We start from the raw sequence: 16,656 nt of genomic DNA on the forward strand, positions 1-16,656 counted from the left end.
CTTCATCTAGTGGGAGGAGCATACAACTTCTCTTTTTCTTCCTTTGACATTTTATGTCTTTGTTGCTTTTCCCAGGCAACTATAAGTTTTGCCATCATATCATAACGCGCCAATCCCTCGGGTTGATTGTTATGCTGCAAATATTGATTATAAAACAGACTGGTAAGATGCTCAATCCAACCTTGCTTGGATTTCCAAAAAGCATACTCTTCCTTAAAATCTGCACGTACTTTTTCAGACAACATATTGCGCAATCGTTCCATCTGCACTTTATCTTTAGAAAAAGGTTTCAAGAGACTCTTGATGGCCGCATAATAAGCAGTATATCTATACCAGCGATTTTCATGATCCACCAACATGCGAAAAGCAATAAAATTACACTCATCTTCAAATCCAACTCCCATCTGATGCGCTAGCTCGTGTACATATACGAAGGGGTATAAACTGTTAGGAATCTCTTGATTAATATGAGCCTCCATAGTAAAAGGATTAAAGTAACCGGAAACCGTAAAATAGGAAATCAATTTACTGGATAGAGGAACCTTGGCATGCACCTGTGCCTGGGAAAGGAAAGAAACAAATACAGTATCTTTTCGGATATACTTTTCTAGATCCATCTTTACACCCAAACGAGGTTGGTGCTCCAGATCTAACTGCTCTCTAAGTCTATTAGCCATAACAATATACTTGGCCAAGACCTCCGTATAATCATCGACATGGGTTCCCTGTATATCTAAATGTAAATACTCGCTCACAGGTAATCGGAAATAGTTAAGACCCCAGTTAATGTAAAAAAAAGTATACAGCACACATAATAGGGTCACCAATTGCAAACCATATTTTAGTCCATCCTGCCAAATCCGTTTCCATAGCGACATAGTGATACGTACCAACAGCAACAGCATGATGATCACTACGCCTAAATATAGCAAATCCCCTACACTAAACGGCACCCAAGAAAAAAGCAAAATCGATAGATAGGAAAATACAGGATAAAAAGTTTGCGAATAATAGCGTTCTATCCAGTCTGGTCTATCCTTAGCGAAGAACATACAAAAATGAAGAAAAAGACAAATGCCAATTAGTACATAACAAAGTATCTTCTTCTCTGTGTTACCCCTCGCTCTCATTTTCATAATACAACTTATAATAGTTCATCCCCTTCTCCTCATCATACCCATGTTCCAAATATTCCCGTTTCCCATGTACATAAACATGGAAATTCTTATCCAGCTTAATAACCGACTTATAGGAAGACTGCATTTTCTTCACCGCTGGTGTTGCAATCTCAAAGCTAGCCTGAAAAGGCAAATCAAATTCATCCTCAAAATTCTGTTTATACTCATTAAACAAGCCCGCAGCCTGAGGGTTACCGATAACCTCCTCTTCAAACTCAGCACTATCAAATGTCTCTTTCGTCTTAAAATAATTCATAGACCGATTTAACAAATCTATTTTGTCTGCAGTCTCTAACTCAAAGACCTCATCCAACTTCTCATTGACAAAATTTTTATACACCTTCATCAGATTTCCCGTCTGTTGATAATTATCATTTCGGGATTTAAGCTGCAGAAAATTATCCTTCCAATACACCGCTTCCGATTGATTGGTCTGATCCACAACAAGCACCTTAAACCCTTCCTCAACTTCCGTATTGACAATAACTACGCCCTTATCGAGTTTATTAATATTGATAGCATCTTGCTCATAGTTCAACTGAAACCCCCCTTGTTCCGGATATACTTTCAGATAAGCTTCTTTATTCTCTGACTTAAAAATCCCCACAGCACTCCAATCCTCTCCTTCCATCTGCACATTCTTTAGCGATACCACATACACCTCCCCTGGCTTAATCTTAGGATGTTCGGACACCTCATACAGATGCTTAGTAACCTGCTGCGAAAACTCATGAAAATCAATCTCCCGATCAAAAAACTTCTTACTGAAGTGATAGACTTCGTTGAGTTGCAATTCCTCATTCGGATGAAAAAAACGATACACCTCATTGGCCTTAACGAAAGGTTTCATAAAGTACTGCATCAGTAAATCCGGCAATACCTCATCCCCCACTAAATCCACAGGCGCCTCGGATAAGATATAGAACTCATCATTGGCTTTATTACCAACATGGTGTATGGATAAATTTTCAAAAGAGGCATCTTGATAAAAAAACATAGTATAAAATTAAAAGTCAGAAGTTAAAAATTAGAAATCAAAAATAGCAATTGCTGCTCGATAAGTTTCGACATGTGCATTGACAATATCACGAATCTGCGTCGAATACCCACCTCCCATACTGACCTGTACAGGAACTTTTCGTACATTACAGCTTTCCAACACCATCCTATCCCGCTCTCGGCACCCAGCAGCAGACACCTTCAGTTTACCAAGCTTGTCCGAACTTAAGATATCGACTCCTGCTTGATAAAAAACAAAATCAGGATTAACAGTTTCAAAAACAAAGGCAAGATTCTCCCCTAGTAACTGTAAATACTGCTCATCCAGGATCCCATCCTCCAAAGCGATATCCCTATCAGAACGCTCCTTGATAAAAGGAAAATTCTTGTCACCATGCATCGAAAAAGTATACACCGAAGAGACTTTCTCAAAGATATGTGCCGTACCATTACCTTGATGCACATCCAAATCGATAATCAAAACACGTGTTGCCAACCCTTGTTCCAACAAATAAGCCGCCGCTATCGCCTGATCGTTCATCAAACAGAAACCCTCTCCAAAATCACGTCCTGCATGATGTGTACCACCGGCCACATTAAAAGATATACCATAGTCCAACGCAAATAAAGCAGATTTTATAGTACCGTCCACCAAATAACGTTCTCGATCGACCAATTCCTGTGTCAACGGAAATCCTATACGCCGCACCATCTTTGCATCCAACGTCAAATCAAACAGCCGACGTAAATAATACGTATCATGAGCCAGCGCCGCCGTTTCAAAATCAACCATCTTCGGTTCAAAAAAATTAACAGCAGAGACCAGCCCCTCGTAGCAGAGCTGCTCAGGAATCAGTTCATACTTCAACATCGGGAAGCGATGCCCCTCACGCACAGGGTGAACATATTTGGTATGATAAGCGATTTTCAGCAATTCGTTATATTTTCAACCCACGAAAATACGAAGAAGTAAATAATTCGAGCAATTATATCTTCTTACAATCCGAACATAGCAACCAGCTATCACCATTACAAGAACTTGCTTCGACTTCCCAAACAGGAACGACGACCGCCGAAGGCAGATGCATAGCAAACTAATTTATCCAAAAGCACAATCGTCCAATCCTAATAATACCGAAATAACAACAAACACAGCCCCTGCACTTTGCCAAACACGAATATTTCTTATCTTAGAAAACAATTATACTTTACAGACAACAATGGAAGAAATAAAAACGTTACCTCAATTAAGCCAAGAAGAGATTCGCGTCTTAGGATGCCTGTTGGAAAAGTCGAAAACCACACCTGAATATTACCCCATGACCATCAACAGTCTACAAGCAGCCTGTAACCAAAAAACATCACGCAAACCCGTGGTAAATTATGATGAAAGCACCATCATCAGCACCTTAGATGGTTTAAAGCGCCGCGGGTTAGTCTCTACTGTAGTAGGCGGAGGTTCACGCGTCACCAAATACAAACACAATATTGCCATTCAATACCCTCTAGTACCTGCCGAATTAGCAGCCCTATGTCTATTATTCTTAAGAGGCCCCCTTACGGCTGGAGAGATCAACTCCAACTCAGGACGTCTTTACGAATTCGAAACATTAGATGAAGTACAGGAATTATTAAATAAACTCGCAGAAGACGAAACACCCTATGTCAAGTTATTGGCCAAACGTCCCGGACAGAAGGAAGCCCGATACATCCATCTTTTTGGTGAATTCGACGAAGAAGACTACGAAACAAGTGCAACAACAGTCTCCACAGGGTCAAGCGCTCAGGTACAAGCTTTAGAAGAACGGGTAACAACATTAGAAACAGAACTAGCAACCTTACGCGAAGAATTCAATAAGCTTATGGCAGAACTAAGCTAAAAACAAGAATGAAAAGAACAATTTCTCTGATTGCCGGAGTATTTGGCATGCTAACCATAAGCTTTGCCCAAACTTTTGTACCACTAGTAGAAAACAAACCTTCTAGTTTCAGAGGGTTAGCAACCTATGGAAAAGAGACCGTATGGGTTTCAGGAAGCAAAGGAACTGTAGGCTACTCCACTGATAAAGGTAAAAATTGGCAATGGGTAAACCCCAGAGGATATGAAAATATTGATTTCAGAGATATTGCTGTAATCAACAGAAAGGAAGCCCTGATCATGGGAGTCGGCTCCCCTGCCATTGTACTAAAAACCAAAGATACGGGAAAAACATGGACCAAAGTCTATGAAGATAGCAGGCCCGAGATTTTCCTGGACGACCTGACCTTAGATGGAAAAACAGGCTATATCTTAGGTGACCCTATCAACGGAGCCTTCCAGCTTTTAAAAACCACAGACAAGGGAAACTCATGGAAGGATGTAAGCAACGAGTTCATACTCTTTGCCGATTCAGGAGAAGCCGCATTTGCAGCTTCCGGTACCTCTATGAAACAATGGAAGGAAAGACTCTATATCGGAACAGGAGGAAGATATGCTAGCTTTTTTGACCTTAATCCCAAAGCCCTCCGCGTAGACAAATACGATTGTCCGATCCTATCGGGCAAAGCTTCCGCGGGAATTTTTGCAATTGATTTCATCAATCCCAACACTGGAATTGCAGTAGGTGGCGATTACCTATCCGATCAGGACAATAGCAATAGTATACTTTTGACAAACGATGCAGGCAAAAACTGGGTCAGACCAAACACCCCTGTACAGGGCTACCGTTCCGATGTATGCTATATCACCGAAAAAATCGTACTGGCCACTGGAACATCTGGCACAGACATTTCCTACGATGGGGGCATGAACTGGAAAAACATATCCCAGGATAGCTTTAACACCATTAGTAAAAGCCCTGACAGTAAAACCATATACTTAACGGGATCAAAAGGCAATATCTTCAGGCTAATTTTATAGCCTTTTAGCATAATATTTACCAGCTATTACTTTTTAAAACAACAGCTGGTAAATATTACTTATATTCGATAAGTAGCCTAAGACAAGGTAGTAACTACAGTTATCCAAAAACACCTGAATCCGTGTTGAGTCCGAGTTGAATCCATGCATATCTTAGAGTCAGGTTGCTATTATCTTGAAAGGAATTCGCACACCGTTACCTTCTTAATACTTAATAGGCTCTTAATACTATCTATAACCTATCTACATACAAGGATCTTACCTTCCAGCCCCTTATTAAGAGGAAAACTACCCCATGTTCATTCATCCGCAAATTGTATATCTTCATTATATAAATAAAACAGCGAAGCCCCATACTATTGTCTAGTATAGGGCCTTTGCAAAATTAAAAACGGTAAATCTTTAAACTTATAACCTATCCGATAGGCTCCAGATATTGCGCATAACAGTATCCCTCTTCCCCATCTTTCGTACGTACTAACCACCATTGGCTATTCGCTCTGCTGATCAAGGTAATAATCTCATCCTTTGCAGCTTTCCCTACAATAGGCTGGTCTGTTCCTGGTCCTTTACGTACATTGAGATTTGAGCTTTCAGTAATGACTCGAGCTTGTGTACCCGCTACCGCTGAAGACACATCCACATTCATAACCACATCACCAGATAAAAAATTAGGATCTATCTGATTATAGATATCCCATAGTTTATTTTTGACATCGGCATTCGGAGCTGTACCTCTTATTTGTAAAACGCCATCCTGTTCTGCCATCTGCAAATCACTGATACCTGATGCATTAACGGTATCAATCAAAACTTTATATTTATTTAGTAAAGACATATTTTCTTTTGTTTTAAAATCACTATTTAACAACTAACGCCGACATATCCACTTTTTTAGGATTCAAGGCATCCAACGATTGCTTCAAAACCATAACCCGCGCCTGCTCCAATGTACCTGTAACCGTAATCACACCACCTGCTACTGTAGCTTTTACCGTTGGAAAATCTTTTGTTGCGTCCACAATCTTAGCGGTCAGGTCTGCATCATTGGTATTGATTTCTATAGGAGCCTGTACCGTAATATTATTGACTACAGATTTAACTCCCTTAGCATCCGCCGCCTTAGCCGAGTTTTCTAATGCCATTCGCTCATCTTCTGAGCCTACTGTACCTGTCAGGGTAACTACACCATCCTTGACATCAACCATAACCCCCGGACTTGCACTAACTGCCGTTTCTACCTTTGCTTTTAAATCCGCATCCGATATCTTGGATTTACAAGAGATTGTCCCTAAGGCAACTACCCCAGCCACCAGGAACATGGATAATACTTTTCTTAAACTCATAATCATGTTGTTTTTTAAATTTCAATAAAAAAACAGTTAAGCACTGTATTTGTTTTGGGGAGAGGTTTATTTTTTTCGACAGGATTAAGAACACAAAACATACCGTATATTAGCAGAACAGTTACCCATATAGCCAAAACAACAAAAAATGGTATTTAAGTCGAAAATAAGCAAAGGATTACTTCTGTTGGTTGTGGTCGCTATCCTGATCGCACCGGGTATTATGCTATATCACCGTACACACCTATGGGAGGCTGCAATACTTTTAGTACTAACTTCCATAATATGTCTTCCTACCCTGCTCAACACGCACTATACCATTGAAGAAAATATATTAAAAATCAGGAGCGGTCTACTTTATAAAAAAAATATCCCAATAGACAGCGTCCGAAAAATCGTAGAGACCAACAATATGGTCAGTTCACCAGCTGCATCCCTTGATCGATTGGAAATTTTCTACAACAGCTTTGATTCTGTCCTGATATCGCCAAAGGACAAAGTCGGCTTTATCGGTACCATTCAAGACATCAATCCAAAGATCGAGGTTGTGTACAAGACCTAACATGCCTTTCCAGATCTTTTATTGCGGCCATGACCATCGATAAGTCCGATTGTCCATCCGGAAAAACACGCGTACTATAAGCATGAAATTTCCATACCTCCAATACCTCCTCCATAGCTACCGTATAGGGACGATATGCAGGATTAAGCGACGACAGCAAAAACTGCCCCTCAGGAAGCCAGCTCACCAACTTGAATACAAAATCCTGCTGCCCTTTTAAAATCACAATACAAGGCGTACCCGCAGGAAGAGCCGTCCAATCCTCCACATAGCTCCCTGTAATATCACTTCCATCTGGAATCGGCAACATCGAATCACCTACAATAGGAAAAATACGATAGGTCCCCCCTTGTAGATGGGGCAACGAATATTTAGGCAAACCGGCTATAAACTCAGGATCTGCATAACTAGCTGCATACCCTGCCTTAGCCTTGACCGGTACATATTCCACATGCTCATTATTACTTTTATCTACACTAATAGCCAATACCCGAAGATTCCCCCCTTTTATAAAAACATCATTGCCCGACTCCAACTCTCTCAGTTTTAATTCGCCCAATAGCGGAAGGTTAACCTTGAGCAAGGTATCTATACTTACAGCAAAAAAATTAGAGAAATTCAGATAATCCTCCGGCTGAGGCGCCTTGGTATTCCCCGCCTCAATAGAAGCTAACTTGGCTCTTGTCAATCCCAATTTCTCTGCTGCTGCTTCCTGACTCAATCCCTGTCGTGTCCGAAGGAATTTAATATTAGACGCAAAAAATATTTTTTGATTTACCGACTTCATTTGTTATTATAGATAACACTATTTTGTTATTATTAATAACAAAAATAAATAAACAATGCGATAGATACAAAAATGAATTAAATACGAAGGGTGTAGCATATGGAAGGGACAGCAAAACAAGAGGTAATAAGACAGCTTCAAGAAAAGATTCTAAAATTAGAAGGTTTTAAACCCCATACGGGGATATTAAACCGTATTGACTTTGGTTTGGCCGACATAGAATACGCCTTTCCATTCGGAACATTCCCTACAGCCGCAGTACACGAGTTCATCAGTCTTACTGCAATTCATGCCACCGCAACCAATGGCTTTATTGCCAATATAGTTGCCAAGCTAATGCACGCGGGCAATTTCTGTCTCTGGATCAGCACCAAACGCAGCCTGTCTCCTATTGGCTTAACCCATTTCGGAATAGCCCCACATCAAGTCATCTTTGTAGATATCGCACAGGACAAAGACGCCTTATGGGTAATGGAGCAAGCCCTCAAATGTAACGCATTAGCAGCCGTAGTCGCAGAAATGGAAGAAGTAAGCTTTTCCGAATCCCAACGATTACAGCTTGCCGTAGAGAAAAGCAATGTTACAGGCTTCTTACACCGAAGACGCCCTCGTCATGAAAACACCTTGGCTTGCGTATCCCGATGGAAAATACGCTCCATCGCCAGCCGTCTTCCAGATGACTTACCTGGGGTAGGTTACCCCACCTGGGAGGTCTCTCTAGAGAAAGTCCGCAACGGCCGACCTGGAAAATGGCAGGTAAGCTGGCAAAACAATCGACTGATACATCTATCAAAAGAGACAATTCCAACGACAGCACGACCAAACCACGAACAATATGCCTAGACGTTATATGTGTATCTGGCTTCCGTTCTTCGGAACCGATCGAGCAGAGAAAGAACAGCCTGAACGAAGGAAAGCCCCGTTTGTACTCACCCTTTCCCAAAATGGCCGTGTAAAAATACAAGCAGCCAATAGGCCTGCACTACAGGAAGGAATATCCTGCGGCATGGTACTGGCCGATGCCCAAGCCATATTGCCCCAGCTGGAATCTGCAATCTACGACACCAACAGCCTCAACCAAACACTACAGGCTCTTGGGGAATGGTGCATCCGTTTTGCCCCCATAGTAGAACTACAAGCTCCCGATGGCATTGTACTCGATATATCGGGCTGTACACATCTCTGGGGAGGAGAAGAAAAATACGGCAATCACATTATCGACAGGATCGCTCAAGGAGGTTATCAGGCTCAGGCAGCAATTGCCGATACCATAGGTGCTGCCTGGGCGGTAGCCCGGCATACCACCCGGCTTAGTATAATCCCTAAGACACAACAGGCACAGGCCCTATCCGGACTGCCTCCAGCTGCACTCCGGATCTCCCTACAGATACAGCAACGCCTCCATAAATTAGGCTTTCGTTATATCGAAGAGTTTATGCACATCCCCAAAAGCACATTAAGACGGCGTTTTGGAGACGTACTTATCTGCCGATTAGGACAAGCATTAGGAACAGAACAGGAACACATCAACCCTATAGAACCCATACCGAGCTATCAGGAGCGATTATCCTGCTTAGAACCTATATCGACCAGCACAGGTATCCAAATAGCCTTAGAACAGCTCTTAACCACCTTGTGCAACAGACTGAGGAAAGAAGAAAAGGGACTTCGTCAAGCGATATTCAGGGGATACCGGATCGATGGCAACCTACAAACAATCCACATAGGTACAGGAAGAGCTTCCTCCAACCCCACCCATCTTTTCAAATTGTTTGACCTCAAAGTTCCCAACATAGAACCAGCTTTGGGTATAGAGCTGTTTGTTTTGGAAGCCACCTTGGTAGAAAACAGCATCCTTCCACAGGAAGGTCTTTGGCAAACGAAAGGCGGGCAACCGGAAATTGCCGAATTGCTGGACAATATTGCAGCCAAGATAGGTTCTGGATCTATCCATCGCTTTCTACCTTCCGCTCACCACTGGCCTGAACGGACAATCGAGCCCACCTCATCCTTAGACACACAGCCCCAATCGGACTGGCCCAGCCATGCATTACGCCCCTTACACCTACTGGCACATCCCGAACCTATCGAGGTCATGGTTCCCCTTCCCGATTACCCACCGGCGCTCTTTAGGCACCGTAAAAAGATATATAAGCTTGTCAAAGCGGATGGGCCCGAGCGCATCGAGCAGGAATGGTGGATCAGCGACGAACAACCAAGGGATTACTACCGTGTGGAAGATGAAAAAGGAGCTAGATACTGGCTATTCCGCTGCGGATATTACGGGCAAGGGGATCCAAAATGGTTCCTTCATGGTTATTTTACATAAACACAATGGAATACGCAGAACTACAAACCACCAGCAACTTTTCTTTTTTACGGGGAGGTTCACATCCCGAAGAGTTGGTCGAACAAGCGGTACAGCTCGGTTACAAAGCGATTGCCATAACCGATCGCAATACCCTTGCCGGAATCGTACGTGCCCATCGTGCAGCACGGGAAAAGGATATCCATTTTATCCCGGCCTGCAGGCTCGATCTACTCGACGGTCCCAGTTTACTAGCCTATCCCACCAACATAAAAGCCTACAGTAATCTTTCCACTCTACTCACAACAGGTAATCTTCGTGCTGAAAAAGGAGAGTGTCACCTCTATAGCGCAGATGTGTTCCGCTATGCTGCAGGTATACAATTCATCATCCTACCACCAAAAACGCTAAACGAGGCCTTTGACTTTGAACCTGAATTCAGCCTGATGCTAAAGCAGTACCAAGAGCACCTGCGTGGCATGATTTACCTAGGCGCGTCTTTTCTTTACAATGGAGACGACCACAAAAAACTATTTCGGTTAAACCAGCTATCGGAAGAACTGAACATCCCCATCGTCGCCCTCAATGACGTACACTACCACAATTCCGAGCGTCGTGAACTTCAGGACGTACTGACCTGCGTGAGGGAAAAATGCACCATCCACACAGCAGGCTACCGTCTACACGCGCATGCCGAACGCTACCTCAAACCGATAGACGAAATGCACCGCCTGTTTCGCAACTACCCACAGGCCATCCACAATACGCTAAAAATTGTACAAGCATGCCGATTTTCATTGGACGAACTGAAATACGTCTATCCGCAAGAGATTACCACCGAAGGAAGAACACCACAGGAAGAACTGGTGTATCAAACCTGGAAAGGTGCTGACCGACAATTCGACGGGGATATACCCGAAAAGATCAAAGCAACGATAGAGATGGAACTCGAGTTCATAGCCCGAAAGAATTACGCCTCGTACTTCCTGACCGTATACGATCTGGTACGTTTTGCACGCGAACGGGAGATCCTATGCCAAGGACGCGGATCCGCAGCCAACTCGACCGTATGTTACTGCCTGGGCATCACTTCGGTGAATCCCAAAAACATAAATCTCTTATTTGCCCGATTTATGTCGGACGCACGGGACGAACCACCTGATATTGATGTCGATTTTGAACACGAACGTCGGGAAGAAGTCATGCAATACGTCTACAACAAATACGGACGCCACCGCTCGGGTATCGTAGCCACGGTAACCCAAGTGCATTGGAAGGGGGCCATCCGGGATATCGGTAAGGCCATGGGACTCTCGGTGGATGCTGTAGACCATCTGGCCAAGTCCAAGTACGAACTGACGGAAGAATGGCTCAACGGACAGGAACTGACCTCACAAGGATTCAGCGCAAAGGATCCATTCCTGCGAAAGGTGCTCGAACTCACCGAAACCTACATCGGATTCCCCCGGCAGCTCGGGCAGCACACAGGCGGTTTTGTCATCACCCAAAACAACCTGGCCGAACTCTGCCCTATCCTGAATGCCCGGATGGAAGACCGAACCAACATCGAGTGGAACAAGGACGACATCGAAGCCCTGGGGTTCCTCAAAGTAGACGTACTCGCCTTGGGCATGCTCACCTGCATCCGTAAAGGATTTGATCTGGTTAGACAGCATTACGGGCGAGAGATGACCTTAGCCAACATACCTCAGGGAGATAAAGACGTGTATGAAATGATTAGCCACGCCGACACATTGGGAGTCTTCCAAATTGAAAGCCGTGCGCAGATGTCCATGTTGCCCCGACTGAAACCAAAGGAATTCTATGATCTGGTTATCGAAGTCGCCATTGTACGCCCGGGACCGATCCAAGGTGACATGGTACACCCCTACCTGAGAAGAAGAAATAAAGAAGAAGCAGAAGACTATCCTTCGCCCGAACTAGAAGCTATTCTGAAACGAACCTTAGGCGTCCCCCTGTTCCAAGAGCAGGCTATGGAGATCGCCATCGTCGCCGCAGGCTTCACACCTGCCCAGGCCGACGGGCTCCGTCGCAGCATGGCCACCTTCAAATCCAAAGGCAAGGTCGCCGAGTACGAACGCATGCTCGTGGAGGGAATGGTCAACAACGACTATAAAGAAGAATTTGCCAGACGCGTCTTCCGCCAGTTGGAAGGCTTTGGAAGTTATGGCTTCCCTGAAAGCCATGCCGCCAGTTTTGCGTTGCTCGTATATGTTTCCTCCTACATCAAATATCACTACCCTGATGTGTTCGCTGCCTCTTTGCTCAACAGCCAACCCATGGGCTTCTATTCTCCGGCACAAATCATCATCGATGCACGTAAGCATGGGGTGCAGGTCAGACCTGTAGATATCAACCATTCCGAATGGGACAACACACTGGAAGAGCTAACGGGGCCGTATCACGCATTAAGACTCGGTCTAAGACAAGTAAAAGGCTTAGACGAGGTAGGCGCTCATCTTTTAACAAAAGGCCGTCAGAAGGCTTATAAATCGGTCAATTCGGTATTCGAAGCTGGCATCCCTTTAAGTGCGCTGGAAAAACTCAGCGATGCCGATGCTTTTCGTTCCATAGGTCTAGACCGAAGGCAGGCACTTTGGGAAGTCGCAGCTTTGGCAGACCATCCGACGGGTGCGTTTACCGGACAACCCTCGAACAGCACTTTCGAAACCGAAGTAACGCTACCAACCCTGTCACCGATCGAACATGTCATGGCCGACTATGCGAGCACCACACTTTCGCTCAAGGCACACCCGGTCAGCTTTGCCCGAAAAAATCTGGACGCCCTCCATGTCTCCCCTTCTGCCAAACTCAGCGACATGCGCGATGGCATGTGGATAAAAGTCTGCGGACTGATTACGGTACGCCAGCGACCGGGTACCTCCAAAGGCGTCCTCTTCATAACGATCGAGGACGAGACCGGTTTTTCAAACCTCGTGGTATGGGCAAAGACTTTTGAGACCTATCGCAAAGTCATCTTACAATCCCAACTGCTACTCGTCACCGGCAAACTTCAGATCGAAGGCGAGGTCATCCATGTCGTCGTAGAATCCTGTCACAACATGAATCATCTCTTAGCGATAAAAACCCGAAGCCGCGACATAGGCTCCATCCAGAAATCAACTTCGACCAACGAAAAAAAAGCTACGGATAAAATCAGCACAAGTGGAATCCAAGGAGAGCTATTCCCATCAAGAGATTTTAAGTGATCCGTAAAAACATATTATTAAAAAAAATTAAAAAAGACTTGCAAATGTGTAATACATACACTATCTTTGTGGTATCATAATTTAGGTTTATAATTGGTTACAAAAGGTTTTCATTCTCCCCGTTTGAAAACCTTTTTTCTTTTCCCCATATCCGACTCAACCTTGTACTTTCACCCTCAACTTTCCGATCTTCATTTTAAAAAAAACAAAGCTTGACAACTTCCCGTTTTTCTAAAACTGACACCTCAATAATCTCTTCGGAAAAAGTCAAAAAAAAGCATTAAAATTACACTCGATTTCTAACCATCCAAGAACTGCATTTCTTGTCGAAACACAGTTCATAAAGTCAAAAAGAGAGTAAGCACTTACCTGGAGTGTTTTTCGTAAAACCGCATCTCAAAATAAGCCCAAACACAATTACGAATTTCATAATTGAAAAACACTAACCTTTAGTATATAACACTTTAAATAAAAACAAAAGAAGTAAAACTTTACATATAAAACAAAATCAACACAGAAAAAAACAGCGTAAATGGCTTAAAACGCTCCAAATGCATTGAAAATTTGTCAATAAAACAATAATATTAAATTTAAAAACATTATAATCAAATGTATATAGCAAACTATATAAACAAAAAAATAAATATAGTTTTTACCACCTAGCGATAGGTGTCACTCCTCCCTTAGGTTTATCTCCCAGCTTCACCAACACCTCTGTACCCAATGGTAACAACACATCCATTCGAGACCCAAACTTGATAAATCCCAGCTCTTCATTTTGCCTTACTTCCATCTCCTCTTCGCTGTAATTCACGATGCGCTTTGCCAAAGCTCCTGCAATCTGTTTTGCCAAAATAAGCTGCCCATTTTTATGTTGTAGAACCGTCGAATAGCGTTCATTTTCGGTAGACGATTTGGGGTGCCAAGCGAAGAGATATTTACCTGGATGATACTTTCTATAGATCACTTTCCCTCCTATGGGGTACCGGTTGACATGCACATTCAGCACACTCATAAAGATAGAAACCTGAACTCTCCTACCTTCAAAATACTCATCACACTCCACCTCTTCGATGGCTACTACCTTGCCATCGCAAGGTGCAATTACCCATTCATCACTAGCTGTGTGGTCCCGAAAAGGGATCCTAAAAAAGTAAATAACGAGCCCTAGTGGAACGGTGATCAACAGCAAAATCGACCAACTGATAAGAGGTGAAATCCCATAGAAAAAATAAAATGACAGTAGATTTAACAGCACATAAATACCTATCGCTATCCCTATCGAAGCGCTTCCTTCCTTATGAATTTTCATCTATTTTTCCTCCTTTATAAATTTGTAAAACATTCATTTTCTCCTTTGCATACAGCAGATCTTCCGCTCTTATTTCGGTCGAATCACGCGCATTTACCCGACTCAAAACTGCCGAAATAAACTCCGTCGTATAGTTTATAGACTCCGATATTGACCGTCCATTTTTCAATTCTACAGTCACCAATGCGGTAAAAAGGTCTCCTGTTCCTACCGCTTCTATAGGTATACGGGCTGCCATAAACCGCTCGACATGCCCCTCGATAACGAGCAAATTCTCCAAATATCCCTCCGGTGTATCGTGCAAATGGGCCCCTGTAACAATGATTTTCTTTCCTTTTAACTGCGGAAAACCCGTCAATAATTCGCTTAACTCTTCTTGAGTTTCAAATTTACTTCCCAATATATACTCCATTTCGAAGTGGTTTGGGGTCATAATATCGCATAGAGGGAGCAGTATTTTTAGGGAGTGAGCAACCGCATCTTCGGACAGGTACAGCCCTGAAGTACGGAAATCACCAAAGACCGGATCATAGATATAATAGGCTACACACCCGTTATCCTTGCAGGAAGAAATCCATGCGGCAGTAGTATCAATAAGGGCTACAGCAGAGATATAACCGGTCATAAAATAATGGGATATGGTCTTATCCAACCCCAAATCCACCCCTATTACGAGCTCCGAAAAGAGTTCAGCTGAGATCACATCACCCCTGTAATCGGGGTTATCGGTAGCCGAGGACAACAGGACGGTAGGAAGCATACAGACATCCGACGCGTGCAATTGTGCAGCAAACATAGCCATATTATTTCCCACATACCCCGTAGAAACCAGGCTCTGTACACTCACTATTTTAGCGTCTTTATCCTTCATTTCTTAATGCTCTTTTTAGTTTTTCTAAAAATACCTGCGCCTGTTCCAAGCTAAAAGTCAATGCTGGCAACAACCGCAACGTATAATTTCCAGCATATCCCGTAAACACGCCCTCTTGATACAAAAGATGATCTTTTAATGCGGTTATATCTTTATCAAACTCTACCCCAATCATCAATCCCCGACCGCGGACATCCTCCACTCCAGGTATTTTTTTCAGCGCCTCCTGCAGAAAATCCCCTACGACAGCCGTATTATGGAGCAACTCCTCGTCTTTCATGACCTCCAATACGGCCATAGCTGCTGCACAAGCCAGATGATTACCACCAAAAGTCGTCCCCAATTTCCCCATAACGGGTTTAAAAGAAGGAGATATCAAGGTTGCCGCCATAGGAAATCCATTCGCAATTCCTTTTGCAACCGTAATCAAATCAGGTTTTATACCCGCATATTGATGGCTAAAAAAACGCCCTGAACGCCCATATCCAGACTGTATTTCATCCAATATAAGTAGCGTCCCCGTGTTATCGCAAGCTGACCGTACTTGATTTAAAAATAGATTATCTGCCACATGTATACCACCTACTCCCTGTATTCCTTCGATAATAACAGCACAAAAAACCTCCGTCTCCAATTGCTTTCTAAGACTCGAAATATCATTGAAGGGCGTAAAAACAAAGTTGAAATTTTCATTGATCGGAGCACGCATGGAGCCAATATCAGTCGCTGCAACTGTCGCAGATGTACGTCCATGAAAGGCATTGGACATCGCCAGTACCTTACTGCGCCCAGTATGAAAAGAAGCCAGCTTAATGGCATTTTCATTGGCCTCAGCTCCAGAATTGGAAAAGAACACGCTGTACTCCGGGTAGCCGGACTGCTCTCCTAACTCCAGCGCCAACTGGTCCTGTAATTTATTCTCGACAGCATTGGAATAGAAAGCGATACGATCCAATTGCTGTCGCATGGCGTTGACATAGTGTGGATGACCGTGACCAATAGAAATAACGGCATGTCCACCATACATATCCAAATAAGCTCGTCCTTCTTCATCATACACATAGCTACCTTGAGCTCTTACAATATGAATATTGGACTTCTGAAATACGGCAAATGGGTTCATACAATGCTAAAATTTAAAACAACATAACTAGAGATCTGACG

15 protein-coding genes are annotated in these 16,656 nt (G+C 43.4%); 6 read left to right on the forward strand and 9 right to left on the reverse strand.

Annotation, left to right across the window (positions count from 1 at the left end):
• Positions 1 to 2: 2 nt before the first annotated feature.
• The 3 genes from G7B18_RS01955 to G7B18_RS01965 form a co-directional block, all read right to left on the reverse strand.
• Positions 3 to 1,052 (reverse strand): DUF3810 domain-containing protein, encoded by a 1,050-nt coding sequence (locus G7B18_RS01955; RefSeq protein ID WP_164110387.1) that lies wholly within the window; start codon positions 1,050 to 1,052, stop codon positions 3 to 5.
• A 61-nt stretch (positions 1,053 to 1,113) separates the two neighbouring features.
• Positions 1,114 to 2,175, reverse strand: a complete 1,062-nt coding sequence (locus G7B18_RS01960; RefSeq protein WP_164110389.1) for a nucleoid-associated protein — start codon at positions 2,173 to 2,175, stop codon at positions 1,114 to 1,116.
• A 30-nt stretch (positions 2,176 to 2,205) separates the two neighbouring features.
• Positions 2,206 to 3,111, reverse strand: coding sequence for a histone deacetylase (locus tag G7B18_RS01965; protein ID WP_240452741.1), 906 nt, complete (start codon positions 3,109 to 3,111; stop codon positions 2,206 to 2,208).
• A gap of 286 nt (positions 3,112 to 3,397) precedes the next feature.
• Here G7B18_RS01965 and G7B18_RS01970 point away from each other — a divergent pair, with 286 nt between their 5' ends.
• Entirely contained in the window at positions 3,398 to 4,057 is a 660-nt protein-coding gene (locus G7B18_RS01970; protein ID WP_164110392.1) for a YceH family protein, read from the forward strand.
• Between the two features lie 8 nt (positions 4,058 to 4,065).
• Positions 4,066 to 5,076, forward strand: a complete 1,011-nt coding sequence (locus G7B18_RS01975) for a WD40/YVTN/BNR-like repeat-containing protein (RefSeq protein WP_164121968.1) — start codon at positions 4,066 to 4,068, stop codon at positions 5,074 to 5,076.
• 415 nt (positions 5,077 to 5,491) lie between these two features.
• On the opposite strand, the gene G7B18_RS01980 is transcribed toward G7B18_RS01975, so the two are convergent.
• Positions 5,492 to 5,914 (reverse strand): SH3 domain-containing protein, encoded by a 423-nt coding sequence (locus G7B18_RS01980; protein WP_164121969.1) that lies wholly within the window; start codon positions 5,912 to 5,914, stop codon positions 5,492 to 5,494.
• A gap of 22 nt (positions 5,915 to 5,936) precedes the next feature.
• The gene (locus G7B18_RS01985) at positions 5,937 to 6,422 is read right to left on the reverse strand and encodes a BON domain-containing protein (RefSeq protein ID WP_164110398.1); all 486 of its coding nucleotides are present in this window, start codon (positions 6,420 to 6,422) and stop codon (positions 5,937 to 5,939) included.
• A 148-nt stretch (positions 6,423 to 6,570) separates the two neighbouring features.
• On the opposite strand from G7B18_RS01985, the gene G7B18_RS01990 reads away from it, so the two are divergent.
• Positions 6,571 to 6,984, forward strand: a complete 414-nt coding sequence (locus tag G7B18_RS01990) for a PH domain-containing protein (protein ID WP_164121970.1) — start codon at positions 6,571 to 6,573, stop codon at positions 6,982 to 6,984.
• Here the strand turns inward: G7B18_RS01990 and G7B18_RS01995 are convergent.
• On the reverse strand, positions 6,950 to 7,771 hold the full coding sequence (locus tag G7B18_RS01995; protein WP_164110402.1) for an XRE family transcriptional regulator: 822 nt from the start codon (positions 7,769 to 7,771) through the stop codon (positions 6,950 to 6,952). The genes G7B18_RS01990 and G7B18_RS01995 overlap by 35 nt on opposite strands.
• Positions 7,772 to 7,870: 99 nt before the next feature.
• Here G7B18_RS01995 and G7B18_RS02000 point away from each other — a divergent pair, with 99 nt between their 5' ends.
• The 3 genes from G7B18_RS02000 to G7B18_RS02010 are packed head-to-tail and all read left to right on the forward strand — an operon-like array spanning position 7,871 to position 13,309.
• Entirely contained in the window at positions 7,871 to 8,614 is a 744-nt protein-coding gene (locus tag G7B18_RS02000) for an ImuA family protein (protein ID WP_164110403.1), read from the forward strand.
• On the forward strand, positions 8,607 to 10,100 hold the full coding sequence (locus G7B18_RS02005) for a Y-family DNA polymerase (protein ID WP_164121971.1): 1,494 nt from the start codon (positions 8,607 to 8,609) through the stop codon (positions 10,098 to 10,100). The genes G7B18_RS02000 and G7B18_RS02005 overlap by 8 nt, the downstream gene beginning before the upstream one ends.
• A 5-nt stretch (positions 10,101 to 10,105) precedes the next feature.
• The gene (locus G7B18_RS02010) at positions 10,106 to 13,309 is read left to right on the forward strand and encodes an error-prone DNA polymerase (RefSeq protein WP_164121972.1); all 3,204 of its coding nucleotides are present in this window, start codon (positions 10,106 to 10,108) and stop codon (positions 13,307 to 13,309) included.
• Positions 13,310 to 13,961: 652 nt separating this feature from the next.
• Here G7B18_RS02010 and G7B18_RS02015 read toward each other — a convergent pair.
• The 3 genes from G7B18_RS02015 to G7B18_RS02025 are packed head-to-tail and all read right to left on the reverse strand — an operon-like array spanning position 13,962 to position 16,615.
• Complete coding sequence (locus tag G7B18_RS02015) at positions 13,962 to 14,621, reverse strand: phosphatidylserine decarboxylase family protein (protein WP_164110409.1); 660 nt, start codon at positions 14,619 to 14,621, stop codon at positions 13,962 to 13,964.
• Complete coding sequence (locus G7B18_RS02020; protein ID WP_164110411.1) at positions 14,608 to 15,492, reverse strand: PfkB family carbohydrate kinase; 885 nt, start codon at positions 15,490 to 15,492, stop codon at positions 14,608 to 14,610. The genes G7B18_RS02015 and G7B18_RS02020 overlap by 14 nt, the downstream gene beginning before the upstream one ends.
• Positions 15,482 to 16,615 (reverse strand): aspartate aminotransferase family protein, encoded by a 1,134-nt coding sequence (locus G7B18_RS02025; protein WP_164110413.1) that lies wholly within the window; start codon positions 16,613 to 16,615, stop codon positions 15,482 to 15,484. Before G7B18_RS02025 ends, G7B18_RS02020 begins: the two co-directional genes overlap by 11 nt.
• Positions 16,616 to 16,656 lie beyond the last annotated feature (41 nt).

The sequence above is a fragment of the Sphingobacterium sp. xlx-130 genome (assembly GCF_011007405.1).
Classification (GTDB): Bacteria; Bacteroidota; Bacteroidia; order Sphingobacteriales; family Sphingobacteriaceae; genus Sphingobacterium; species Sphingobacterium luzhongxinii.